The following is a 24,196-nucleotide window of genomic DNA, read 5'->3' as shown; positions in this document are numbered from 1 at the left end:
CTATTCATATGTTGATTCCAAACTTAATACTTAAACGCCTGAAGGTGCCGGTTTGTATGCTGGCCCTGCTGTTGGGAGGGGCTGTAGTGCGGCCTGCACAGGCGACGGTGAAGTCTTTTAGAAAGGATGCTGACGGTGTAACCTTTGTTTTAACCCAGGGCTTAATGAAGATCAGGGTATGCCAGCCTGACCTTATTCAGGTGAAATATACGGCCTTAAATGCTTTCCCTAACTTTACTTCGTTAGTAGTAAACAATTCGTGGGCAAAGGCGCAGGCTTTCAAAATAACAGACGCCGATGGTAAGATTACCATCAATACATCACGCCTGAAAATTTTGGTAGATAAAGCTACTGATGCCATTACTTATACCGATATGAGCAACCACGTTATTACTGCCGAGGCAGGCAAAAGCATGGAAGCGCAAACCGTGGCGGGTATCAACACCTATAGCTGTGCTACCCGGTTTCAGTCGCCGGTTGATGAGGGATTGTTCGGTTTGGGTTGCCATCCGCTCGATTCTTTATCTATCAACTACAAAGGCCGCAATCAGGATATGGCCATTAAGTACCTTACCGGTGCAATTCCGGTTATGCTTTCAACTAAAGGTTATGGTTTGATGTGGGATAACTATTCGGCCTCTAATTTTTATGGAGCTGAGAATAGTAATTCAGAATTTAGTTATGTGTCGGAGAGCGGCAAGCAGGTCAACTATTACTTTTTTTACGGGCCAGGTTTTGATCATATTATCAGCTTATATCGTACAGCTACCGGGAAAGCACCGATGTATCCGAAATGGTCAATGGGCTTGTTTCAGTCGCAAGACAGGTATTTGAGTCAGGACGAAATTATAGGCGTTAAAAACAATTATCGGAACAAAAATATTCCTGTTGATGCCATTGTGCAGGACTGGTACTACTGGGATCCGCTGCCCATTGGTTCGCACGTAATGAAGCCCGAACGTTACCCGGATCCCAAGGCGCTGGTTGATGAGTTGCACAAGGCGCATTTGCATGCTATGATATCTATCTGGCCGGTTTTCGGTAAAGGCACACCAAATTACGATGCACTCGACAAAGCCGGCTACTTAACCAGTATAACCTGGGACAATGTAGTAACCCATACTTTTGATACCTATTACGATGCACATAATCCCAAAGCACGTGCCCTATACTGGCAGCAAGCCCGTGATAGTCTGGTTAAGCGGTACGGCTGGGACGCCTGGTGGGTTGACCAATGCGAACCTGACAATGGTACGTTGCTGGATGAGCGCCGCAAGGCCAATTTTTCTGTAGGTAAGGGTATCGACTACTTCAATACATATTCGTTGGAGCATACCAAGGGTTTGTACAAAGGCTGGCGGGCAGATATACCAAACAAGCGGGCATTTTTCCTTGTGCGGCAGGCATTTGCCGGGCAACAGCGTAATGCGGCTACATTATGGTCATCTGATATTCCTTGTACTTTTGAATCATACAAAAAGCAGGTACCGCAGGGGATTAATACCGGTGTATCGGGTATACCTTTCTGGACATCAGATATTGGTGGGTACCATTACAACTGGGCCCCGGCCAATTGGTCGTTACCCGAAAACAGGGAGCTGTTTACCCGTTGGTTTCAGTTTGGTACCTTTTGCCCAATCTTCCGAATACATGGCAAAGGCGAGCGTGCACTTTTCTCAAACAACTGGGATGACCGCACCAAAGATATCCTGCTAAAATATGACGAATTGCGTTATCGCTTGCTGCCCTATATTTATTCATTAAATGCAAGAGTTCATCTGGATAATTATACCATAATGCGTTCGCTCGCATTTGACTTTAGGGGAGATAAAAACGTATATGGTATTCCCGATCAGTACATGTTCGGCCCTGCCTTTTTGGTAAATCCTGTTACTGAACAGTTGTATACAGGTACAGGCGCAGAAAGCAAGGAAAAAGCACGCCAGGTTTACTTGCCCGTTGGTACCTCATGGTATGACTTCTGGACTGGCGAAAAATTGCAGGGCGGGCAAACCATCATAGCTGCGGCACCCATACAAACCATGCCTTTATACATCAAAGCAGGTTCAATTGTGCCTATAGGGCCGGTAGTGCAATATGCAACCGAAAAACCTGCAGATGTTTTGGAGTTACGCATCTATCCTGGCGCTAATGGCCAGTTTAAATTATATGAAGATGAAAACGATACCTACAATTACGAGAGTGGCCAATATGCAACTATAGACATGAGTTGGAACGACGCTAAGCGTACGCTAAACATATCTGCAGTTAAAGGTCATTTTCCTGGTATGTTAACCCGTCGTAAATTTAACGTAGTTATAGTAAAAAGCGGCCATGGTAATGACTCAGTTCCGGCTACAGCATTTGATAAAACCGTTACTTATACCGGAAAAGCGATGAGTGTGAAGCTATAATTCGATAATTATAATAGATTTAGGTCGTATAATATCCGCATTAATGCGGATATTATACGACCTTTCGGTTTACATAGATGCACGGAAATATATTTCTATGCACAATGGTAATTGTAACAAAAAGATTGCTTAAAAAACAATTGAAATTATTGCTTCGATTAAAAAAATGAGTACATTGGCACAGTAAACCGATTTACTAACCAACACTACTTACCTCATTTTATGGCCAACAATACTTATGATGCTATTGTGGTAGGCTCGGGCATATCCGGCGGATGGGCTGCAAAAGAGCTCACCCAAAAAGGTTTAAAAACCTTGATGCTGGAGCGCGGCCGCAATGTAGAGCATGTTAAAGACTACGTTACCGCCAGCAAAGCCCCTTGGGAGCTGGAGCACCGCGGATCACGTACCCAGCAGATGGTTGACGATCATCCGGTGCTTAAGCGAGACTATGTACTCAACGAAGCCAATGTTAATTACTGGGTTAACGAAAAAGAAAGCCCCTATGTAGAAAACAAGCCTTTCGATTGGTTCAGGGCTTACCAGGTGGGCGGTCGTTCACTGCTTTGGGGCAGGCAATCCTATCGTTGGCACAATTCTGATTTTGAGGCGAACGCCAAAGACGGCATAGCTGTTGATTGGCCTATTCGATACCAGGATATAGCGCCCTGGTATAGCTATGCGGAAAAATTCGCAGGCATTTCCGGCAACCGCGATGGTGTTCCTATTTTGCCTGATGGCGATTTTATGCCGCCTATGGACATGAATATCGTTGAAAAGGATGTTGCAGCCCGCTTAAAAAAGCATTATAAAGGCGAAAGGCACATGATTATTGGTCGTACGGCAAATATAACCGTTCCGCACGAAGGTCGTACCAACTGCCAATTCCGTAACAAGTGCTGGTTGGGCTGTATGTTCGGTGCGTATTTCAGCACCCAGTCGGCCACTTTACCGGCAGCACAAGCTACAGGTAATTTAACGCTGCGCCCTTTTAGTATAGTAACCCGGGTGATTTATGACAAAGACACCAAAAAAGCAAAAGGGGTAGAAGTACTGGATGCGGAAACCAATAAAACTTACGAGTACTACGCAAAAATCATATTCCTGAACGCCTCAACGCTTAATACAGCGTGGATCTTGATGAATTCAGCTACGGATATCTGGCCAGGTGGCTTGGGTAGCAGCAGCGGCGAATTGGGCCATAACCTGATGGATCACCATTTTAGAATTGGTGCTACTGGTACAGCCGAAGGTTATGAGGATAAGTACTACTTCGGCCGGAGAGCCAATGGTATCTACGTTCCAAGGTACCGTAATTTAAATGGTGAGAAGCGCGACTATATACGCGGTTATGGTTACCAGGGCCGCGCAGGTCGCGAAACCTGGAGCCGGGATATACCGGAAATGAGCATTGGCGGTGATTTTAAAGATGAGTTGAGCGAACCCGGCAAGTGGGCAATGAGCTTAGGCGGATTCGGCGAAACCCTTCCATATCATGAAAACCGATGCTATATCGACAAGGATAAAAAAGATAAGTGGGGATTACCTGTACTGGCCATGGATGCCGAGATTAAAGACAATGAGCTGAAAATGCGCATTGACATGATGAACGATGCTAAAGAAATGCTGGAAGCAGGTGGTTTAAAGGATGTTAAAACATTTAACAATACCTATAACCTGGGCGGAGGCATACACGAAATGGGTACAGCCCGTATGGGACGCGATCCTAAAACGTCAGTATTAAATGAATGGAACCAGGTTTGGGACGCTAAAAACGTTTTTGTAACCGATGGTGCCTGCATGACGTCGGCCGCTTGTCAAAACCCATCTTTAACTTACATGGCACTTACCGCCCGCGCGGTTGATCATGCCGTGAGTGAGTCCAAAAAACTTAATGTATAAACCTAAATACTCATAGTAAAAACAACCATGACTGAGAAGACTTCAAATACACGCCGCAGTTTTATTAAATCGGCTTCGGTTGCTGCAGCAGGATTTATGATTGTGCCCAGATATGTATTGGGTGGTAAAGGCTATATCGCACCTAGCGACCGCTTAACAATTGCCTCTGTTGGCGTTGGCGGTAAAGGAGAGCACGATATTGCCGCTTTCCATAGCAGTGGCAAAGCCGAAATCGCTTTTTTATGTGACGTTGACGACCAGCGCGCAGCCAATACTGTTAAGAAGTTCCCTAAAGCTAAGTATTATAAAGACTGGCGCCAGATGTTTGAAAAAGAAGGCAAGCATTTTGATGCCGTTTCTGTTTCAACACCAGATCATAACCATGCCATCATCACCCTTGCGGCTATGCAATTGGGTAAGCACGTATATGTGCAAAAACCGCTTACGCATGATATATACGAAGCCCGCATGCTAACTGATGCCGCTAAACGCTACAAAGTGGTTACCCAAATGGGTAATCAGGGTGCATCGAGTGATGGCGTGCGCCAGTTGATGGAATGGTATGATAACGGCGTGATAGGTGATGTACATACCGTATACTGCTGGACCGACCGCCCGGTATGGCCGCAGGGTATTCCATGGTCGGCAAACAAAGCCGAGGTGCCAAAAACACTGGATTGGGATTTGTGGCTGGGTACAGCGCCTTACAAAGATTATGTAGATAAATTAGTGCCGTTTAACTGGCGTGGCTGGTGGGATTACGGTACCGGCGCCTTAGGCGATATGGGCTGTCACCTGCTCGAAGCACCATTCAGCGTGTTAGGTTTGCAATATGCAAAAGACGTACAGGCCAGCGTAGGCAGTGTATATGTGGATGAATTTAAACGCGGTTATTTCCCAGAAAGCTGCCCGCCATCAAGCCACATAACACTTACTTTCCCCAAAACCAGCAAAACACAAAAAGATGTGGTTGTGCATTGGATGGACGGCGGTATCCAACCTGAGCGCCCTGAAGAATTAGGCCCGAATGAGATATTTGGCGATGGTGGTAATGGTATGCTGTTTATCGGTACTAAAGGCAAAATGATTGCCAGCACGTATTGTACTAACCCGCAATTACTGCCTACTTCCAGAACAAACCAGGTGCAGGTTAAGCAAACCTTACCACGTGTAAAAGGTGGTATGAATGGTCATTATGCGCAGTGGATTGAGGCATCGCTTGCCGGGCATGGTAAAATGCCGGTAAGTTCACCATTCGAAAAAGCCGGACCGTTAACCGAAGCCTTGCTTATGGCTAACTTAGCCATACGTGGGTATGACCTGCGCACACCAAAAAGTGATGGCAAAGGATTTAATTATCCTGGCCGTAGCGTTAAGCTGCTTTGGGATAACAATAATATGCGTATTACCAACCTGGATGAGGTTAACCAATTCGTTAAACGCGAGTACCGCCAGGGCTGGAGCCTTAAAGCGTAATCAATTAACTGCTTATTACATAACCGACTAATCTGCCAAGTAATATGAACAGAAGAGAAGCCATTGAAAGAGTTGCCCTGCTAATGGGCGGAGCTGTTATCGGCAGCGAGTTCTTTCTATCGGGTTGTAAGCCTGCCGAAACGCAGGTTAAAGACCTGTTTGATGCAGAGCATGTGGCCTATATGAATGAAGTTGCGGATACCATTTTACCTGATACCAAAACGCCGGGAGCGAAGGCTGCCAATGTTGGTCAGTTCATGGCCGTAATGGTGCGCGATTGCTATACGCCCGAAGATCAGAAAGTGTTCGTTAAGGGGTTATCTAAACTTGATGATGCCTGCGATAAAAAGTTCGGAAAAAAATTCATGGCGTGCGATGCTAAACAGCGTACTGCTTTGTTAGTACAATTAGATAACGAGCAAAAGGAATACAATAAAGTTAAGAAGCCTGATGAACCGAATCATTATTTCAGAATGATGAAGGAACTTACTTTGCTGGGCTACTTTACATCTGAAGTAGGGTGCACTAAAGCCATGCGCTATGTGCCTATACCGGGCAAGTATGTAGGCGAAATACCTTATAAAAAAGGTGACCGCGCCTGGGCTTTGGTTTAATTTATAACGAATACATGAAGTTAAAACTTGGAATGATAGGCGGTGGCCAGGGCGCCTTTATTGGTGCCGTGCATCGCATAGCAGCCCGCATTGATAATGAATATGATCTGGTTTGCGGCGCATTCAGCAGCGATGCTGAAAAGTCAAAGGCAAGTGGCCTGGCTTTAGGCTTGCACGAGAGCCGTGTATACAGTTCTTATCAGGAATTGATAGAAAAAGAAAGCCAGCTGCCGCAACAGGAGCGGGTGCAGGTGATCAGTATCGTTACGCCTAACCATGTGCATTTCGAGCCGACTAAACTTGCGCTGCAAAACGGCTTCCATGTGGTGCTGGATAAACCCATGACTTTCTCCTTGGCCGAGGCAAAGGAATTACAAACAATTCAGCAAGCATCTGGTAAACGATTCTGCCTTACGCATACCTACACGGGTTATCCAATGGTAAAAGAGGCACGGCAAATTGTGCAATCGGGTAAATTGGGAAAAATACGCAAGGTGTATGTGGAGTATCCGCAAGGGTGGCTGAGCACGTTCTTAGAAGGATCGGACAATAAGCAAGCCAGCTGGCGAACAGATCCGACTAAAAGCGGAGCTGCAGGTGCCATGGGCGATATCGGTACGCATGCCTTTAATCTGGCTGAATACGTAAGTGCCTTACAGGTAACGCAACTTTGTGCAGATATTAATATTGTGGTTGAAGGCCGGCAATTAGATGATGACGGTGCCGTACTGTTAAAGTTCAACAACGGCGCAAGCGGCGTTTTAATCGCTACCCAGGTAGCCGCTGGCGAAGAAAACAACGTGAAGGTTCGCGTTTATGGCGAGCATGGCGGTTTAGAGTGGCAACAATCAGACGCTAACACGCTTCAGGTGAAATGGCTGGATAAGCCGATGGAAATATGGCGTACAGGCGGGGGCTATACCAGTTCGTATGCAACGCATAATACCCGCACGCCTGCTGGTCATCCCGAAGGTTATTTAGAAGCTTTTGCTAATTTATACCGCAATTTTGCATTGGCTGTTAAAGCCGACATAGCAGGTGAACAGCCTAAAGCTGAGTGCCTGGATTATCCGGGAATGGAAGAAGGTGTAAGGGGTATGGCCTTTATCGAGAATGTAATTGCTTCCGGACGTTCGGAGCAGAAATGGACAACATTTAACATCTAACAGCAACCATGGTTACTATAAAAGGACCCGCGCTATTTCTGGCACAATTTATTGGCGATACAGCACCATTCAATAGCCTATCGGCAATATGTGAGTGGGCAAGCGGTTTAGGATTTAAAGGAATACAGATCCCTACAACCGACGCACGTTTTATTGACCTGCAAAAAGCGGCCGAAAGTAAAACTTATGCAGATGAGATCAAAGGCATTGTAAATGAGCATGGTTTGGAAATTACTGAGCTGTCAACCCACCTGCAAGGGCAGCTGGTTGCTGTAAATCCTGTTTACAACGAGTTGTTTGATGGCTTTGCGCCAACCCAGGTTCGCAATAATCCCGCTGCACGTACGGAGTGGGCTATCAGTCAGCTAAAGCACGCAGCCAAAGCATCCCAAAATTTAGGGTTAAATGCACATGCTACTTTTAGCGGTGCTTTCGCCTGGCCCATGGTATACCCCTGGCCACAGCGCCCTGCCGGGTTAGTTGAAGATGCATTTACTGAACTGGCACGCCGCTGGGAACCGATATTGAATGTGTTTGATGAAAACGGCGTTGACCTTTGTTATGAGATACACGCCGGCGAAGATCTGCATGATGGAACTACTTATGAGATGTTTCTTGATAAAGTGAACCAGCATCCGCGTGCTTGCTTACTTTATGATCCGTCGCACTTTATCTTACAGTGCCTGGATTATTTGGAATACATTGACATCTATCACGAGCGCATTCGCATGTTCCATGTTAAAGATGCCGAGTTTTACCCTACCGGCAGACAGGGCGTTTACGGTGGTTACCAAAACTGGGTTGACCGGGCCGGCCGCTTCCGTTCACTGGGTGACGGACAGGTTGATTTCAAATCCATATTTAGTAAAATGGCGCAATACGATTTTTCGGGATGGGCCGTGCTGGAATGGGAATGTGCATTGAAGCATCCGGAAGACGGTGCACGTGAAGGCGCACAGTTCATCAAAGATCACATTATTCGGGTAACGGATAAAGTTTTTGATGATTTTGCGGCTTCAGGTATTGATAAATCGCTAAATAAAAAGATATTAGGCTTGTAATTATAATATATCACTTCACTCATGAAAAAAACTATTCTTCTACTTTCTTTAACTGTATTTTTAGCCGCCTGCGGTGGTTCCAGCGATAATAAGGTAAGCGGCGATAGCACTGGTGCTGCTAATCAGGGCGCAGCAGCCCGCCAATCAGAAGCCGAACACGATACCAGTTTAAGCACCGGTGCCGAAAAATCAGGCGGTGTATCTTCGGACTCAAAAGGGGCGCAATTAATTGCCAGCTCTGATTGCTTGAGCTGCCATAAAGAGAAAGAAAAGTTGATTGGTCCGGCGTATGCCGATGTTGCCAAAAAATATTCGGACAAAGACATTGATATGCTGGCCGATAAAATTATTAAAGGCGGCGCCGGCAATTGGGGTGATGTGCCTATGACCGCGCATCCATCATTAGCTGTTAATGATGCCAAAGAAATGGCTAAATATATCCTAACCCTTAAATAATCATAAAACATCAGTTACGACCATGACCATAATTACCCGAGTAAAATTATCAGCCATGATGTTCCTGGAGTTTTTTATCTGGGGGGCATGGTTTGTAACTTTAGGTACTTACCTAACTAAAACGTTGCACGCGACTGATGTGCAAAACGGGGTAGCTTACGCCACACAGTCGTTAGGCGCCATTATAGCACCATTCATTATCGGCTTGATTGCTGATAAGTATTTTGCAGCACAAAAAATATTAGGTATACTGCACTTAATTGGCGCCGCATCCTTATGGTATGCCACTACGCTAACCAATTTCGACAGCTTTTATCCGAACATCCTGCTGTACATGATCATTTATATGCCTACGTTGGCGCTGGTAAATTCAGTAGCTTTCAAGCAGATGACGAATCCCAGTAAGGAGTTTCCACCAATCAGGGTATTGGGTACCGCAGGTTGGATCGTTGCCGGACTGACTATCGGTTGGCTCGGTTGGGAAAAGAGCGGAAGTCTGATCTTAACTTTCCAAATGGCTTCAGTTGCTTCTTTATTGTTAGGTTTACTCAGCTTTGCTTTACCTAATACGCCGCCGGTAAAGAAAGGACAAAAAACTACATTTGGTGACATCATCGGCCTGGAATCAATTGGGCTTCTCAAAAATAAGTCTTACCTGGTTTTCTTTTTAGCTTCAGTTGCTATTTGTGTGCCACTGGCATTTTATTACAACTTTACCAATCCGTTCCTGAACGAAGTAAAGGTTGACGCTGCAGCCGGTAAGCAATCATTAGGGCAAATATCCGAGCTGTTATTTATGGCGCTGATGCCTTTGTTTTTTGTGAGGCTGGGTGTTAAAAAAATGCTGGCCTTCGGTATGCTGGCATGGGTGCTACGCTATGTGTTTTTTGCCTACGGCGATACCGGGGCCAATTATTGGATGTTAATTGCTGGCATTGTAATGCATGGCATATGTTATGACTTTTTCTTTGTAACCGGCCAGATTTATACGGATAACCTGGCAGGCGAGCGCTTTAAAAGTGCCGCGCAAGGCTTTATTACTTTAGCTACTTACGGGGTGGGTATGCTTATCGGCTCTTACATATCAGGGCCGATAGTAAATAACTGGAAAACGGCTGATGGCCTGCACAACTGGCAAACCATTTGGCTAATACCAGCCGGTATTGCCGCTTTTGTATTGCTGGCATTTTTACTGCTATTTAAAGACCGTAACCATGTTGAAACAAAGCCAGATTTGGACGCTACCGGTGCCGACAATGTTTTAGTAGAAGTATAATAGCTATGCCTAAACATAACCGACGCAACGCAATAAAAAATATACTGGCAGGTACTGCTGCCATAACAGCTTCAGGTATGGTTGCATCGCCTTTAAATGTATTAGCAAGTTGTAATGAGGTGCCCCAGCCCCTCAAAGGTAACATTAATCATTCCGTATGCCGCTGGTGCTTCGGGCAGCTTTCTGTTGAAGAGCTATGCATCGCTGCCAAGCAAATAGGTATTAAAGGAATAGATTTGGTAGGGCCCAAGGATTGGCCGACGCTCAAAAAGCACGGCTTGCATTCTACTATGTGCAACGGTGCCGAAATTAATTTGACGGATGGTTTTAACGACAAGCGCTTCCATGAAACGCTTATCAAAAATTATTCGGAGATGATTCCGCTGGTAGCCAAAGCCGGGTATACTAACCTGATTTGCTTTAGTGGCAGTCGTCGTGGTATGAGTGATGAAGAAGGCTGGAGCAACTGTGTTGCTGGGCTAAAACAACTGATGCCGTTAGCCGAAAAACATAAAGTTGTGTTGGTGATGGAACTGCTGAATAGCAAAGTAAACCACAAGGATTACCACTGCGATCGTACATGGTGGGGAGCAGAGTTGGCCAAGCGCTTAGGCTCTGAGAATTTTAAGTTGTTGTATGATATTTATCATATGCAAATTGATGAAGGTGATGTGATCCGAAACATCACAGATTACCACCAGTACATCGCGCATTATCACACAGCTGGTGTACCCGGCCGGAATGAAATTGATGATACACAGGAACTAAACTATCCGGCAATTATGAGGTCTATTGTTGCGACAGGATTTAAAGGCTACATAGCCCAGGAGTTTATTCCTAAGCAAGCCGATAAACTGGCATCTTTACAAAAAGCTATCCGTATTTGCGATGTATAACCAAAACGAACTGTGAATGATGACGACGAGAAGAAAATTTTTAGTACAGGCAGGCATGCTTTCGGCAACTGCCGTATTAGCACCTAAGCTGTTAAGTGCCAAAGGCACCAAAGGTGTAGGTTTACAGCTTTTTACTTTAAGGGAACAATTACCGAAAGATGTAAAAAGCGTTATTGCCAAGGTGGCCGGAGCGGGTTATCGGGAGGTAGAAACCTTCGGTTATTCAAAAGATCATGGCTTTTGGGGTTTGAAACCCAAAGAGTTCAAGGCTCTGCTTGGTTCGAACGGTTTAACCACGCCAAGCGGACACTATGCATTTGACAGCATTTTAGCGGGCAATAACTGGGATGAAGTAAAATTACATATTGAAGTTGCTAATACTGTAGGTCAGCGTTATTATACCATTCCTTACATAAATGACAGGTTCCGGAAATCGGCTGATGACTTGAAGAAGGTATCGGAAAATGTGAATAAAGTAGCCGAATTATGTAAGCAGGCTGGTTTAAAAACCGCTTACCATAATCACAACTTTGAGTTTATGCCGGTTGATGGTGTAACCTTATATGACGTTCTGCTTAAAGAGGCCGATCCTAAGCTGGTACAATTTGAGTTGGATCTGTATTGGGTTGTGCGTGCAGGAAAAGATCCTGTTGCTTTATTTAATGAGCACCCCGGCCGGTTTGCTATGGTACATGTAAAGGATATGGATAAAGAGAATCATGACCTGAACACCGAAGTAGGCAACGGCAGCATCGACTATCAAACCATTGTTGCTAAAGCAAAACAAGCGGGTGTGCAGCACTTTATTATGGAACAAGAAAACTTCAAGATAGATCCGTACACCAGTATCACAAAAAGCTGTAGCTACATGAAAAATGTTTTACACGTGTAACTACACTCCAAAATCTAATTATAATGAAATCAAAAGTTTTAAGTACTGCAATATTATTAAGCTGCTTTTATATGGCCCAGGCTCAGCAAAAAACAAAGCCCGAGGATACTGAAGTATGGGAACCCATACCCAAGGTGGTAACTGCAAAAAACGTAGTTGTGGAGCCACCGTCGGATGCTGTGATATTATTTGATGGAAAAAACCTGAATGAATGGGTAACGACCGAGGACCGGAATAAACCAGCACAGTGGACGGTAGCAAACAACGTTTTGACTGTAAAAAAGAACGCAGGTAATATCGAAACCAAACGAGCGTTCAAAAACTATCAGCTGCATATCGAGTGGCAAATACCTGCTGGAATTTCAGGAACTGGCCAAGGCAGAGGTAACAGCGGCATTTTTTTAGCATCAATTGGTAAAGGCGATGCTGGCTATGAACTGCAGGTGCTTGATTCATACAATAACAAAACTTATGTAAATGGTATGGCCGGCAGTATCTACAAACAATTTGCGCCGTTGGCAAACCCAACCCGTAAGCCGGGCGAATGGCAAAGTTATGATGTGATATGGACTGCACCCGAGTTTAACACCGACGGTTCGGTAAAATCAGCAGCCAGGGTAACCGTAATGTTTAATGGCGTACTGGTGCAAAATGATATTACACTGAAAGGCCCTACACAATACATTGGCGAACCAGGTTACCGTCAGCAACATGGTGCAGCGCCTATAAAGCTGCAGGCACACGGCGACCCGAGCGAGCCGATAAGCTTTAGAAATATTTGGATAAGAGAACTCTAATATCGGTCCTCTTTACAGTATTAGATTTTAAGCGCAGGCATTAATAAAGTTATTAATTGCCTCAAGGTAAAAGCAACCCCCGTGGTTGCTTTTATTCATTTTATGTACAGTTTCTTTAATTATTCCTTGGATTTGTATTTCTGCAATTAGATCAAATTCTTCGGTTGCACCTGCATCGACCAATTGTTGTATATAAATGTCGTGCAATAACTCTTTGATGGCACTTAAATCCTGTGTGTGCATACGCCGGTTATGCCAATTCATGAATTTTTCAATGTGTTGCCCGATTATATCTTTAGCAATGGGCACATCCGCTTCACGATCATGCAGGGTTGCATCCTGTAGTTTAGACAAGCTATCAATATTTACGAGTTTCAAATTTGGTAGTAAACTTGCGCTTGCTTCTACATTGCAAGGTACCGACAAGTCAATCACAAGTTTGTGATTTTCACCTTCCAGCATCTTAGTCGTTACAGTAGGTTGCTCAGCGTTGGTTGCAACAATAATTATCTCGGCCGCTATAACTTGAACAGCCAATTCGTTCATTGGTGCGTACTGTAAATTAAGTTCCCTGGCCAACTCAACTGCTCTTTCTTCCGTGCGATTGATGAGGGTAATATGTTTGGCGTTTAAGTAGTCGACTAGATTTTTACAGGTATTTATGCCGATTTTGCCAGTGCCTACCAGGATGATCTTTTTATCAAGTACTGATGGCACATACTGCTTAATATACTGTATTGCTGCAAATGATGCAGATACGGTACCACTGCTTAGCTTCGTGCTGTTTTTTATGGCTTTAGATGACTGTAGTACCGTGTTAAATAGTCTCTCCATAAAGCCACCTACAAAGCCGCGTTCTTTAGCGAATTTTACAGCCAACTTTAATTGTCCAACAATCTCATAGTCACCCAAAATCTGGGAATCTAAACCTGCTCCAACATTAAAGAGATGATTAACAGCATCAATCCCTCTCCTTTGGTAAGCAATGGAAGCGAAGCGTTCTGCAGATCCTTCGGTTTGAGAGCATAATAAATCTATTAACAGCGCAGCATTTTCTGCGAAGCCGTAAATTTCAGTGCGGTTACACGTAGATAGAATGAAAAGCTCATTTACATTCCAATAAGGAGCCAGCTGAAGAATTTGCTCGTATTGGTCGTTGTTGATAGAAAATAATCCTCTGCATGCAGTATCAGCTTTTTTATAACTAATACCAATAACGAAAAACTTCGACAGGTTAGCCTGTTGCTTAGCACTCGATCGGTTCATTGCTTATCAATCCGTTTAAATCTGCCGTAAATTTCTCCAAATGTTTGCGCCAAAAAGCTGATATCCATCACTTTTTTACGGGACTGTTATCACCGCCTTTTCATAGAATTTAGTGACGTTGCTCATATTTTATGCTATTTAAGAATGTGTTATTTGCGATTAATTCATGATGTTATCCAAGCGTAATGTCACAAACACTCTTAAATGCATGACTATATATAAGCAATTTGTATTCGATGCCGCTCACTATTTACCACATGTACCTGAGGGCCATAAGTGTAAACAGATTCATGGGCATACTTACCACCTAACGGTATTTGTGACAGGTGATTTACAGGACAAAGAAGGCTGGATTATGGATTTTACAGATCTAAAAGCAGCCGTGAAGCCGGTTATTGATCAGCTTGACCATGCCTTTTTAAACAATATAGATGGCCTGGAAAACCCTACCGCTGAACTATTGTCCAAGTGGATATGGGACAAAATTCATGTTCAACTGCCAGGACTCAGAAAAATTGAGCTGAAGGAAACACCAACATCAGGTGTTATCTATGAAGGTTAATAAGCATCAGGCTTTAACAATGCCATTCTTTACGGCAAACATTACCAGGCCGGCAGTATTACGTACGCCAACTTTTTCGATTAACCGCTGACGTATACCTTCCACTGAGCGCGGACTCAAAAATATTTTTGCGCCAATTTCGGCAGCAGTCTGTTCTTCGCAAATTAGGTTTAGTACCTCCAGTTCGCGCTCGGTAAGTTCAATGTTTTGTTTAAAAGTAGGCTTAACGTTGCCTTTGGTAATCAGCTTTTTGAGCAGGGCTTTACTTACCAGATCATTGAAATACACATCGTTTTCATGTACTGCATATATAGCCTGTAGAATTTCGTCGGGGTCAGCATTTTTTAGCAGGTAACCGTTTGCTCCGTTTTCCATCAGGTGTATAATGAACTTGTCGTCATCATACATAGTTACAATCAATACCTTTACGTCTTTGTACTTCTTTTTTACTTCATTGGTGGCTTCCATGCCGTCCATTCCAGGCATTTTTAAGTCCATCAAAATTACATCCGGCACAATGCTTTCCATGCCTTGCAGTAACTGATTGCCATCTTGCGCTTCTAAAACCACATCTAAGCGCTCGTCGCGGGATAAGCCAATTTTTAAACCGTCACGAAATATGGTGTGATCATCAGCAATTGCAACCTTTATTTTGTTCATTAATTATGCCTTTTGAGGCACAAAAATATCAATATAATAACAACCTTCCTGCCGTTTGTGTGAAAATTCAATGTTACCTTTTAATAAAATTATTCTGTTCTGAATGTTTTTTAAGCCAAGGCCGTTCTTTTTATATCTCAGGTCTTCGAACTGCTCTTGTGTAAGGCCGATGCCATTGTGCGTTACCGTGATCTGCAGCACGTTACTTTTGTAAACGGAGCGTATGTGTATTTTTTGCGGTTGCCCGTGTTTAATAATGTTGTTAGTCAATTCCTGCAAAATTCTATAAATACTGATATCATTCGGCGGGTTTGTAGTTATATAGCTGTCATCAAGGCTTACTGTGCTTTCCATCACATCGTCATGAGATAATTTTGCAGCAAAGTGCCTGATAGCCTCATTGAGTCCAAACTCCTGTAAAATGCTTGAATGTAAGCTATGTGAAATACCTCTCACTTTATGTATAGAGTCATCCAGCAACTCTTTTACTTTTGAATAAAAGGAACTGGCTTTTGAATGTTCGTCGGGCTTTAAGGCATGTAGGTGCAGTTTCGTAGCAGAAAGTAGCGCGCCAACTTCATCATGCAGTTCTTCTGCAATGCGGTGCCGTTCCGATTCTTCACTTCGCACAGCAGCTTCAATGAGTTGATTTTGCTGTGCTTCACGCATTTGTTGTAAATGCTGCCTGTACTGGTACTTGCTGCGTTGTGTAAAAATAAAGATGAGCAAAAAGCTTACAAACAGCAGCAGCATTACAGCTACGCCAACAACCAATAAAAGCTTTATGTTATTTACGTCCGGATTCATATAGGCCTCTCGCTATAAAAAGGTTAAATACAATGTATGAAATGTTATGAACGTTCCAGATTTGTACAGCAAATGGTGAAGCCAACCGGGTAAGTTCATTATATAATAGGAAGATAAAAAAGTTCACAGCTACATAAATGCCCAAACCTGTTACAATCCAGAATTCAGACTGGTGTACGTTCAGGGTTTCATTTTCATCCTTTACTTTATTAAAGTAGTAGAGTAAGCAATCAAACAGAAGTAAACCGGCCTCTATTGCCAAAAGCCTGCTGCTGAATTTCCAGTAATCAAAAAACTTTTCATAGAATCCGAAATTTACAATCAGAAAGACAACAAATACTATTGGTATAATACTTTTAACAACCTGCATAAACGGCTGCCTGAGCTTCTGGAAAAAGAGGGTGAATAGGATGAATGTAATTATAGCATTTAAGTTATACAGGTAATTGTTTGAATTCAGATTGGCTGGCAGTATAGTGCGCAGCTTCCAGGTTAGATCGATAAGTAGATTGATGGGCAATGAAATCGAGATGTAGACAATAATATACTTGTTGATAGGCGGCTGTTTACCAAAACGTAATAAAACAGCTAAAGGTATGAGCAACGCCCATACCTCAGCCCAGTCAAATATTAATGTCCAAATCTTACTCACTAATTTTCGTCCATAGAGTCAATAGTGGCAGGAGGAGATGGATTGGTGCGGATTGCACCATTCACACCAGGTATAGGCAGAAAAACATAATCCCCATTAATGATTTTTGCAGGCCATACCTCATAATATAACTGGCTGTATTGGTTAATAACTGGCGTAAAAGTTAAGGTTTCGACAGTCTCCGTTTCGTTGGTTATCAAAGTCAGTATATCTGTTTTAGAGATAATATTGGTAGTCAAAATTAGTGGCGCATCAGCCATTAGATCGTAATTGGCGTAAGGCGTAAGTGTATCGGGGTTTTCCCAATCGTAGTAGGATTCATGATAACCCAGTGTGCTGCCTTTGGAGTTTCCATGAATGTATGCTTTCAGCAAGATAGCTGAACCATAATCAACCGTGTTTTCGAACGATGGTAAAAATACAAAACCGTCAAGCTGCGGATAACTATCCAGCTTTCTTTGTATTTCTTGTACATCATACTTAAGCCTCGGAAATTGTAATGATAGTGAAGTTTCTGAACTCATTATTGTTTAGGATTAGTAATAAAGTATGTGACAAGGTTTAGTATTTAATTAACTTACTTGATTAACAACACTGCAAAGTAAGCAAATAGTAAATATTACCTTCAACAGTAAAAACACCTAACTCATATATTAAGTACTTCTACGCATTTTAGTGATTTAGATGTTTTTCTAATTTATGCAGCCTTTAATGCTTCAATCACGGTAGTCATGTATCTGCATATAATTGCGTAGAACTACGCAATTACATCCATCAGTAGTTTATCGCTATTACTCAGTTTAATTTTACTGTTCCTTTGTGGTGTCAATCTCTATTTAATAATCAACAAATACGCAAACAAGTGACTACCGACCATACCCCGCTAAATCCAAACTTTAATGATAAGCTTTTCCATTTGCTGGTGAATGATGTAAAAGACAGGGCCATTTTTTTAATTGACGTAAACGGCTACATTTTAAGTTGGAACCACGGAGTTGAATATATAAGCGGGTATCGTGAAGAGGAAGTTATTGGCAAGCAGGTGTCTGTGCTATATAAAGAACTAAATTCAGACCAATATTTAATGCAGTGTCTGGATCAGGCTTTGAAGAATGGAAAGTATGAAAAGAAGGACGTTCTTGAAAGGAAGAATAAATCACTATATGAAGTGCAGGTGGAGTTTACTCCTGTAAATGATGGGGATAATCTTATCGGATTTGCTACACTTATAAGAAATGTAGAAGTTGTTAATGGATATTTAAATCCAGATACTCAAAAGGGTATAAGTGTGCAAACGAAGCGATTCTCAGAAGCAAGCGGCAGAATTCATCACGGTATTGCATCAGCAGACTTAACAAAGCACAACAAAAATATGGAGCAGCAATGTACTTACATCGTTTCCCGGAACTTGCCTGCGCCTGTTGCCAACATCAAAGGTTTGACTGAGCTTCTGCAAGGCATGAAAGTGAATGATCATGAGTACGATGCCTTGCTGGATGCTCTGTCAGTATGCGCCAGTAATCTTGATAAGGTAATTGCAGACCTGACCCAAATCTTACACACAGGCCGGTAAATTGACCGTGGTTTAAGTTGCAGATGGGTAGAGCTGGAGACGGCTATTCGTATGAAATATAGTTCGCGTCCGTATAGGTCATAAAAATCATTCACATACCCAACCGCAATCAGTCCGCCTGCTTAAATTAAGTCAGGCTATTTCTCGTCTAAATTACTGAAGTAATCAGGTTCTGATGATGAATAGCTATTAGATGTATAATAGCGATCAGCTATGGCAAAACTATCTTCAGAAGGGCTGGTAAATTCTACCATTTTTAATAAGTTGCGTACAAAGGATACGTTAAACTTTTTACGATCCAGTTTTATTAAAAATTCGTTGTCGGTTATTTCTAATGTTGAATTCATAGGAAATCTCATTTTTATAAAGCTAATACACTAATATAAAAATGAGGTTACCCTTATTTTAAATTTTAATTAACAATTTATCGAAAAGCGATTTGTTGATTGCTAAAATGAAGTTTCTCTTCTTACTCTTATAGTATTTAGCTTATTCAAGGCGCTTTTAAACCTTTTTATCTCCAGCCGCTCTTTGCTGGCGACGTTTTTTGATCATTTTAATTACCCGGCGGCGCGGATGATAAATGCCATCGGTAAGTTCATCGCCCACTTTTTTACGCAAGCGGTGTCTGAAACGCATATGCATATGCACCACAACTTTGTCTTTATCTACTTCCCCATCTTCTTTAATCTTATTCAAAAACCGTAAAGAAAGCATGGCCAGTAAGCCGCCGATAATAAAGAAGTAATTCCAGCCCTGCAAATCAAGCAAAGTGAGGTTATTGGTGTCAGCAGCGTCTTTAAGCTGCAGGTTCCAGGTAAACTGGTGGTTGGCAAAATAATCAGCCATTAATCCGCCAAGCATAGGGGCTATAGTAGAAAAAAAAGCTACCAGCATGTTCTTGGCTGATATGTAAGCAATGGCCTCATCATTAGGCGCCAGTTTAATGCCTATGTTGTTTAATGCCAGGTTTATACCGGCAGTAGATATACCACTGATAATGTGAATACCGGTTAACAGCGCTAAAGTCAGCACATGGGAGCCAGGCATGTTGGTTAGCGCAAACATGAGTATGCAGCCTATGTACAATGGCGCACAAATGCGTAAGATAGTTTTGTTGCTGAACCAATCGGAGTATTTACCCCAAAGCTTTAGCGATATAATCCCGCTTATTTGACCTAAAATGCCCAGCGCAATAATATAGGATAAAGATATGCCGATAGTTTTAAGCATATAAACCGCAAAGAACGGCGTGGCCAGATTTAAGGCAAAAGCCCAGAATGAGTTAAATACCAGTAACGTTTTAAAGTTTTTGTCTTTTAACGGCTTGCTGATTAATGTAAATAACTTATCGTCAATTTTTCTCGACTCAGGTTCTGGCGTACGTAACAAAAAGCCAACGCTTGCCAACCCCAGCGCACCGCCAATCAAAAACAGAATATTATAAGTTAAAATCTCTTGCTGTGGGTAGTGCTGCTTAATATAATCTATACAAAGCGCCGTGGTTAAGCTCAGCGTTACATTCAGTATCTGCCCCATGCGGCTGCGGCGAGAAAAGAAGCTACCTAGCTTTTCTCCGGGTACCAAATCTTTCATCCATGAATTCCAGCTTGCACCGGCAATGTCACCAAACACATGCTGAAAGAAAAGCATCAGCAGCAAAATCTGTATGCTGGTACCTTTTGTAAAAAGAAATGGCAGTAAACCGATAACCAGAATAGGTACACGCGCCAAAAAATTAAACAGCGCTGTTATAACACGGCGGTTATTGAAGTGCCGTACCATCCATATCGAAAACAATTGAAATACAGTGGTAAAAGTAGGTAACGCAGCAAAAAGGCCCAACTGAAAGTTAGAAGCCCCCAAGTTAACAGCCATAGCTGTTAAAAATGTGCCGCTGGTAAATACCACCATCGCTTCGGAGGTAAGGCCATCGGCCAAAACCAGGTTTAAGCCGCGCTTTACCTGGTTTTCGGTAAGTTGTTTTGATGGGCGTAAAGTCATTATATAAAGCGCCCACTAAGGCAGGCTTAATCAATAGTTTAAATTAATAGTTAGGGGACGGCAAAGTTACCATTCTTTGGATGATATCAGACAAAAACATTGCCGAATGGTTTAATGATTTAATCAAAGATTTAATATGCCCTTTAACCAATAAAGGAGGCCATATAAACTTTTGTACGCGATTTAATGCGAAAAGATCAGATTATTTATGTGGAGATAGTGAGACAGAATGGGGAAGTAATGCAGTTAAAATTCCCCATTCAATTTAATATAAAAGGTGCAACAGCCAGATTTTAAATTGGGTTTTATTATCTGTATAAAGTTGATAACTACTTATTTAATCGTATGATCCTTTTTACCGGTTACCGAAACCATGATGCCGGCGATGACAAGTATACCACCTAAATATGGAGGCCAGTTGATTGAGCGCTGGCGGGTAGCGTAATTTTGCACGGCGTTCCCGTCAATCAGCTTTTCGCTATCGTTGTATGTTAACCTCGACCATATGATGATGATAATTCCAATCAAAATCAGGATTACGCCCGTATACTTTCTCATAAGCTAAATAAAGTATAGGTAATACTTTATTTAGCTGTAAAATGTTTTTACTTAACGCGTTTCGCTGACGAGGGTAAGATAGCCTTCTGCGGGAAGGTCAAAGTCCAATTTACCGCCCGCCACTTTTTGTAGCCCCATATTTTGGAAGGACTGCTGCTGATTAGTGATATATAAACGCAGTGCTTGTACTTTAGCCGGTAAGCCGTTGAGCACCACTTTACGGCTTGCGCCGTTATTTACCATGTGTATGGTATAAATACCTTTGCTATTATCACCTAACGCCGCTACGGATACATCTTCCTGATCCCAAGTAATGGGCATTGCATACAATCCGGCTGGCGTAGAGGCAAGTTGTTTGAGGTTCCAAAAACGTTGTGTAGGCCGTAGTGTACCATTGTCGCCAAAAATACCACCCCCGGCAAGCGGCGAGTAATCGGCAGTAAGCTGCCACTGTAGTATGGATACCGGCTGGCATATAGCAAGCAGGCGGGTGTACAAGTTAATTTCTTCGCGTGCGTAGGTTGGTTCCATAAAAATAGCTGGGTACTGCCAGGCAGATGCATCAATACTACCTTCGCCAACTACCAGGGGCACCTGCAATTGTGTAGCTGCATCGGCCCACTTTTGCAGGGTAGCGTCATCCCATCCACGCCAGGAGTGGAAGGATATAGCACCAATATATTTACGCGCTTCTGCATCAGCCATTGCTGCGCTTAAAAAGTTGAAGGTTGTGGCATCCGAATTATCGCCTAACAATAACTTGGTTTTTAATTTTTTAGATGCGAAATAAGCGCCCAGCCCTTTAATAAAATCAGCATGTTCCTGCGCCGTCATCCGTATATTGATACCCAAATCCGATTCGTTGAACGAAAAGAATGCGGCTTCTACGCCATATGCATCTTTCAGGTAAAGAATGTAATCGGTTATGGATTGGTAGATGCGCTGCATTTGCTCAGGATTAAGCGGGTTTCCCCAGATGCCATTTACGGGCTGTAGGTTGGCCTTGCCAACAATTGCCCAATCCGGTGCGTACCAGGCAGATAGTATGACAGGTATATTCAACTTGCCCAACCGCTGTACCATTTGCATAGCTTGTGCAACCTGCGGAGCCAACCTTCCGGCTTTTGCTTCTTTAATTGGATCAATGCTCAAGTCGGGTTGCCACAAGCGCCAGGGCATTTCGGCACGAGCCCATGCTACGCGCAGGTTAGCCAAACTATAGTCAATCACCTGCGGATCTGTAACCGGGTTTTGCAAGCGGAAGTTTCCACCAAACCCATCAAACTTGCGGCCCTGTTGTGCTGTATTCAGGCTCAAATGAACGGGATCTGTATCTATCGGACCAGATGCCTGTAGGTAGTAAGTTTTGCTTATGGATTCATACTTTTTTATGCTTTTTGTAGAAACAGGGAAGTAAACAAGGGTCTTTTCAATGCCATAGATCCAATCCTTGCGTATAATAATATCATCAGTGCCGTTGTTGGCTATCTTGAGTTTTAGCCCTGGTGATGTAAACTCAATGCCTTGTGCTGCAATGCTGGCTGTCTCTTGCACCGGTTTAGTGGTTAATGCAGTCAGGTCGATCGTTTTACCGCCAATTAACTGGAGAGTATCGTTATTAGGCACATAGGGGAGTGTAACCACAAAATATGCCCCAGTCAGGTTGGTGTCGGCATGCGAGGTTAACGAGAGCTTAACTGTGGCCTGGCCATCGCCTGCATTGTTGATGGTTTCTTCAAAATATAAGCTATCCAGATTGGTGTTGATAATTTGAGCAGCACCGTTGCGGCGATATTTAGGTCGTTGTCTTTCCCTGTCGGTTGCAAGGGTTTGCTTGCCATCATTTTTGATATATTGTAAGCTGGTTTCGAACCGGTATAACTGACCATGATTGCGTATGCCGGTTATGTTTCCCCATGGTGCCACCTCAACTTGTCCGAATGCCATACTGGTATACAATACTATACTTAACAAAAAGGTAAATATTCTTCTCATAAAATTCCCTGGCCTGTAGCCATCACGAAGTTAAAAATTTTGCACTACCAAGTATTTCAACGGCAATTAAATACTATAGTTTGTTAAATGTCTACCATGTTTGTCCAGCTATTAGCCTGTACAAACTGTAAATTGCATTTCTTATCATACATTAAGTTTTGCGGGCCGCCGTCACTTTACCTTTGTGATGTAATCAATCAACAATTACATAAAACAACTAAACATTATAATCATGGAAAATACAGTAAACGGCATACATCATATCACGGCCATTGCCGGCAATGCCCAACGCAACTATAATTTTTATACTAAAATATTAGGCCTTCGTCTGGTTAAAAAAACAGTGAACTTTGATGACCCGGAAACCTATCACCTGTATTATGGCGATAAAGAAGGTACTCCCGGTACCATACTTACCTTCTTTCCCTGGCAAAATATCATGACTGGTCGCAGAGGTTCCCGCCAGGCAACGGAAATAGGTTACTCTGTTCCGGAGAACAGCTTCGATTTTTGGCTGAACCGGTTTGAAAAGCATAACGTGGTTTATAATAAAGTGGCCGAAAAGTTTGGCAGGCCTTACTTAACGTTTTTGGATCCCGACGGATTAAAGCTTGAGCTGATAGCATCAGAAACAGCAGATGTACGCCTGCCTTGGGAAACAGAAGAAATAACAGCAGAAAACGCAACACGTGGTTTTTATAACGTAACAATTACTACCAACAAATTGCAACCCACAGCCGATATTTTAACCAGTGTATTTGGCTATCGCTTGCTGGAGCAGCACGTTAACCGCTACCGCTTCGTAACGGATACGGTTGAAAACGCCAACATCATCGATTTAGTGGAAGTGCCCGGTGAAAAACCCGGGCATGTAGCAGGCGGTTCGGTACATCACGTGGCATTCAGGGTAAAAAATGAAGAGGCATTAATGCAGTACAGGGAAAAAATAGCGGCATTAGGTTTGAACATTACAGACAAAATAGACCGTAATTATTTTTACTCTTTATACTTCCGTGAACCAGGCGGTGTTCTGTTTGAATTGGCTACCGATAATCCTGGCTTTGCCGTAGATGAACCTGTTGAGAGATTAGGTAGTGGCTTGATGTTGCCTCCGCAATATGAAGAGTACCGTAGTAGTTTGGAAACTACTTTACCTAAATTGGCTTAAA

23 protein-coding genes are annotated in these 24,196 nt (G+C 43.0%); 14 read left to right on the top strand and 9 right to left on the bottom strand.

Annotation, left to right across the window (positions count from 1 at the left end):
* Window positions 1-8: 8 nt before the first annotated feature.
* The 11 genes from KHS38_RS02505 to KHS38_RS02455 all read left to right on the top strand — a co-directional run bounded on the left by KHS38_RS02505 (window position 9) and on the right by KHS38_RS02455 (window position 12,950).
* A complete protein-coding gene (locus KHS38_RS02505; RefSeq protein WP_213486737.1) occupies window positions 9-2,414 on the top strand; it encodes a glycoside hydrolase family 31 protein in 2,406 nt (801 codons plus the stop codon).
* Window positions 2,415-2,636: 222 nt separating this feature from the next.
* Complete coding sequence (locus KHS38_RS02500; protein WP_213486732.1) at window positions 2,637-4,316, top strand: GMC oxidoreductase; 1,680 nt, start codon at window positions 2,637-2,639, stop codon at window positions 4,314-4,316.
* A 27-nt stretch (window positions 4,317-4,343) separates the two neighbouring features.
* Complete coding sequence (locus KHS38_RS02495; RefSeq protein ID WP_213486730.1) at window positions 4,344-5,792, top strand: Gfo/Idh/MocA family protein; 1,449 nt, start codon at window positions 4,344-4,346, stop codon at window positions 5,790-5,792.
* Between the two features lie 44 nt (window positions 5,793-5,836).
* A complete protein-coding gene (locus tag KHS38_RS02490) occupies window positions 5,837-6,406 on the top strand; it encodes a gluconate 2-dehydrogenase subunit 3 family protein (protein ID WP_213486728.1) in 570 nt (189 codons plus the stop codon).
* 14 nt (window positions 6,407-6,420) lie between these two features.
* Complete coding sequence (locus tag KHS38_RS02485; protein WP_249665255.1) at window positions 6,421-7,572, top strand: Gfo/Idh/MocA family protein; 1,152 nt, start codon at window positions 6,421-6,423, stop codon at window positions 7,570-7,572.
* Window positions 7,573-7,580: 8 nt separating this feature from the next.
* Window positions 7,581-8,633 (top strand): sugar phosphate isomerase/epimerase family protein, encoded by a 1,053-nt coding sequence (locus KHS38_RS02480; RefSeq protein WP_213486722.1) that lies wholly within the window; start codon window positions 7,581-7,583, stop codon window positions 8,631-8,633.
* Window positions 8,634-8,654: 21 nt separating this feature from the next.
* Window positions 8,655-9,089, top strand: a complete 435-nt coding sequence (locus tag KHS38_RS02475; protein WP_213486720.1) for a c-type cytochrome — start codon at window positions 8,655-8,657, stop codon at window positions 9,087-9,089.
* A 22-nt stretch (window positions 9,090-9,111) separates the two neighbouring features.
* On the top strand, window positions 9,112-10,365 hold the full coding sequence (locus KHS38_RS02470) for a nucleoside permease (protein ID WP_213486718.1): 1,254 nt from the start codon (window positions 9,112-9,114) through the stop codon (window positions 10,363-10,365).
* A gap of 5 nt (window positions 10,366-10,370) precedes the next feature.
* Window positions 10,371-11,261 carry a hydroxypyruvate isomerase family protein gene (locus tag KHS38_RS02465; protein ID WP_213486716.1) on the top strand — a complete coding sequence of 297 codons (891 nt, stop codon included), beginning with the start codon at window positions 10,371-10,373 and terminating at the stop codon, window positions 11,259-11,261.
* Window positions 11,262-11,277: 16 nt separating this feature from the next.
* Window positions 11,278-12,153, top strand: a complete 876-nt coding sequence (locus KHS38_RS02460) for a sugar phosphate isomerase/epimerase family protein (RefSeq protein WP_249665254.1) — start codon at window positions 11,278-11,280, stop codon at window positions 12,151-12,153.
* Window positions 12,154-12,176: 23 nt separating this feature from the next.
* On the top strand, window positions 12,177-12,950 hold the full coding sequence (locus KHS38_RS02455; protein WP_213486714.1) for a 3-keto-disaccharide hydrolase: 774 nt from the start codon (window positions 12,177-12,179) through the stop codon (window positions 12,948-12,950).
* A gap of 27 nt (window positions 12,951-12,977) precedes the next feature.
* On the opposite strand, the gene hemA is transcribed toward KHS38_RS02455, so the two are convergent.
* A complete protein-coding gene (gene hemA / locus KHS38_RS02450) occupies window positions 12,978-14,216 on the bottom strand; it encodes a glutamyl-tRNA reductase (protein ID WP_213486713.1) in 1,239 nt (412 codons plus the stop codon).
* A 208-nt stretch (window positions 14,217-14,424) separates the two neighbouring features.
* Between hemA and queD the strand changes: the two genes are divergently transcribed.
* On the top strand, window positions 14,425-14,778 hold the full coding sequence (gene queD, locus KHS38_RS02445) for a 6-carboxytetrahydropterin synthase QueD (RefSeq protein ID WP_213486711.1): 354 nt from the start codon (window positions 14,425-14,427) through the stop codon (window positions 14,776-14,778).
* A gap of 6 nt (window positions 14,779-14,784) precedes the next feature.
* Here queD and KHS38_RS02440 read toward each other — a convergent pair whose 3' ends face one another.
* From KHS38_RS02440 to KHS38_RS02425, 4 genes are read right to left on the bottom strand one after another with little or no spacing between them, the layout of a single operon-like run.
* Window positions 14,785-15,438 carry a response regulator transcription factor gene (locus tag KHS38_RS02440; protein ID WP_213486709.1) on the bottom strand — a complete coding sequence of 218 codons (654 nt, stop codon included), beginning with the start codon at window positions 15,436-15,438 and terminating at the stop codon, window positions 14,785-14,787.
* Between the two features lie 3 nt (window positions 15,439-15,441).
* Window positions 15,442-16,245: a sensor histidine kinase gene (locus tag KHS38_RS02435; protein ID WP_213486708.1), complete on the bottom strand. Its 804-nt coding sequence runs from the start codon at window positions 16,243-16,245 to the stop codon at window positions 15,442-15,444.
* On the bottom strand, window positions 16,226-16,897 hold the full coding sequence (locus KHS38_RS02430) for a hypothetical protein (protein WP_213486706.1): 672 nt from the start codon (window positions 16,895-16,897) through the stop codon (window positions 16,226-16,228). Before KHS38_RS02430 ends, KHS38_RS02435 begins: the two co-directional genes overlap by 20 nt.
* Window positions 16,897-17,421: a hypothetical protein gene (locus KHS38_RS02425; RefSeq protein ID WP_213486704.1), complete on the bottom strand. Its 525-nt coding sequence runs from the start codon at window positions 17,419-17,421 to the stop codon at window positions 16,897-16,899. Before KHS38_RS02425 ends, KHS38_RS02430 begins: the two co-directional genes overlap by 1 nt.
* A 338-nt stretch (window positions 17,422-17,759) precedes the next feature.
* Between KHS38_RS02425 and KHS38_RS02420 the strand changes: the two genes are divergently transcribed.
* Entirely contained in the window at window positions 17,760-18,470 is a 711-nt protein-coding gene (locus KHS38_RS02420) for a PAS domain S-box protein (RefSeq protein WP_213486703.1), read from the top strand.
* 137 nt (window positions 18,471-18,607) lie between these two features.
* On the opposite strand, the gene KHS38_RS02415 is transcribed toward KHS38_RS02420, so the two are convergent.
* The 4 genes from KHS38_RS02415 to KHS38_RS02400 all read right to left on the bottom strand — a co-directional run bounded on the left by KHS38_RS02415 (window position 18,608) and on the right by KHS38_RS02400 (window position 22,979).
* Window positions 18,608-18,817 carry a hypothetical protein gene (locus KHS38_RS02415; protein WP_213486701.1) on the bottom strand — a complete coding sequence of 70 codons (210 nt, stop codon included), beginning with the start codon at window positions 18,815-18,817 and terminating at the stop codon, window positions 18,608-18,610.
* A gap of 157 nt (window positions 18,818-18,974) precedes the next feature.
* On the bottom strand, window positions 18,975-20,474 hold the full coding sequence (locus tag KHS38_RS02410; RefSeq protein WP_213486699.1) for an MFS transporter: 1,500 nt from the start codon (window positions 20,472-20,474) through the stop codon (window positions 18,975-18,977).
* A gap of 333 nt (window positions 20,475-20,807) precedes the next feature.
* On the bottom strand, window positions 20,808-21,032 hold the full coding sequence (locus tag KHS38_RS02405; RefSeq protein ID WP_213486697.1) for a hypothetical protein: 225 nt from the start codon (window positions 21,030-21,032) through the stop codon (window positions 20,808-20,810).
* A 51-nt stretch (window positions 21,033-21,083) separates the two neighbouring features.
* Window positions 21,084-22,979 carry a glycoside hydrolase gene (locus KHS38_RS02400; RefSeq protein WP_213486695.1) on the bottom strand — a complete coding sequence of 632 codons (1,896 nt, stop codon included), beginning with the start codon at window positions 22,977-22,979 and terminating at the stop codon, window positions 21,084-21,086.
* Window positions 22,980-23,259: 280 nt separating this feature from the next.
* Here KHS38_RS02400 and KHS38_RS02395 point away from each other — a divergent pair, with 280 nt between their 5' ends.
* Entirely contained in the window at window positions 23,260-24,195 is a 936-nt protein-coding gene (locus tag KHS38_RS02395) for a ring-cleaving dioxygenase (RefSeq protein ID WP_213486693.1), read from the top strand.
* Window position 24,196 lies beyond the last annotated feature (1 nt).

The sequence above is a fragment of the Mucilaginibacter sp. Bleaf8 genome (assembly GCF_018390515.1).
GTDB lineage: Bacteria > Bacteroidota > Bacteroidia > Sphingobacteriales > Sphingobacteriaceae > Mucilaginibacter.
This window is presented reverse-complemented; position numbering and strand designations above follow the sequence as displayed.

Coding starts and splice junctions, on each gene's coding strand:
- KHS38_RS02460 (WP_249665254.1), top strand. CDS start 11,278: ATGATGACGACGAGAAGAAAATTTTTAGTACAGGCAGGCATGCTTTCG.
- hemA (WP_213486713.1), bottom strand. CDS start 14,216: ATGAACCGATCGAGTGCTAAGCAACAGGCTAACCTGTCGAAGTTTTTC.
- queD (WP_213486711.1), top strand. CDS start 14,425: ATGACTATATATAAGCAATTTGTATTCGATGCCGCTCACTATTTACCA.
- KHS38_RS02405 (WP_213486697.1), bottom strand. CDS start 21,032: ATGAGAAAGTATACGGGCGTAATCCTGATTTTGATTGGAATTATCATC.
- KHS38_RS02500 (WP_213486732.1), top strand. CDS start 2,637: ATGGCCAACAATACTTATGATGCTATTGTGGTAGGCTCGGGCATATCC.
- KHS38_RS02440 (WP_213486709.1), bottom strand. CDS start 15,438: ATGAACAAAATAAAGGTTGCAATTGCTGATGATCACACCATATTTCGT.
- KHS38_RS02415 (WP_213486701.1), bottom strand. CDS start 18,817: ATGAATTCAACATTAGAAATAACCGACAACGAATTTTTAATAAAACTG.
- KHS38_RS02400 (WP_213486695.1), bottom strand. CDS start 22,979: ATGGCATTCGGACAAGTTGAGGTGGCACCATGGGGAAACATAACCGGC.
- KHS38_RS02435 (WP_213486708.1), bottom strand. CDS start 16,245: ATGAATCCGGACGTAAATAACATAAAGCTTTTATTGGTTGTTGGCGTA.
- KHS38_RS02455 (WP_213486714.1), top strand. CDS start 12,177: ATGAAATCAAAAGTTTTAAGTACTGCAATATTATTAAGCTGCTTTTAT.
- KHS38_RS02480 (WP_213486722.1), top strand. CDS start 7,581: ATGGTTACTATAAAAGGACCCGCGCTATTTCTGGCACAATTTATTGGC.
- KHS38_RS02485 (WP_249665255.1), top strand. CDS start 6,421: ATGAAGTTAAAACTTGGAATGATAGGCGGTGGCCAGGGCGCCTTTATT.
- KHS38_RS02475 (WP_213486720.1), top strand. CDS start 8,655: ATGAAAAAAACTATTCTTCTACTTTCTTTAACTGTATTTTTAGCCGCC.
- KHS38_RS02470 (WP_213486718.1), top strand. CDS start 9,112: ATGACCATAATTACCCGAGTAAAATTATCAGCCATGATGTTCCTGGAG.
- KHS38_RS02495 (WP_213486730.1), top strand. CDS start 4,344: ATGACTGAGAAGACTTCAAATACACGCCGCAGTTTTATTAAATCGGCT.
- KHS38_RS02490 (WP_213486728.1), top strand. CDS start 5,837: ATGAACAGAAGAGAAGCCATTGAAAGAGTTGCCCTGCTAATGGGCGGA.
- KHS38_RS02410 (WP_213486699.1), bottom strand. CDS start 20,474: ATGACTTTACGCCCATCAAAACAACTTACCGAAAACCAGGTAAAGCGC.
- KHS38_RS02465 (WP_213486716.1), top strand. CDS start 10,371: ATGCCTAAACATAACCGACGCAACGCAATAAAAAATATACTGGCAGGT.
- KHS38_RS02505 (WP_213486737.1), top strand. CDS start 9: ATGTTGATTCCAAACTTAATACTTAAACGCCTGAAGGTGCCGGTTTGT.
- KHS38_RS02425 (WP_213486704.1), bottom strand. CDS start 17,421: ATGAGTTCAGAAACTTCACTATCATTACAATTTCCGAGGCTTAAGTAT.
- KHS38_RS02395 (WP_213486693.1), top strand. CDS start 23,260: ATGGAAAATACAGTAAACGGCATACATCATATCACGGCCATTGCCGGC.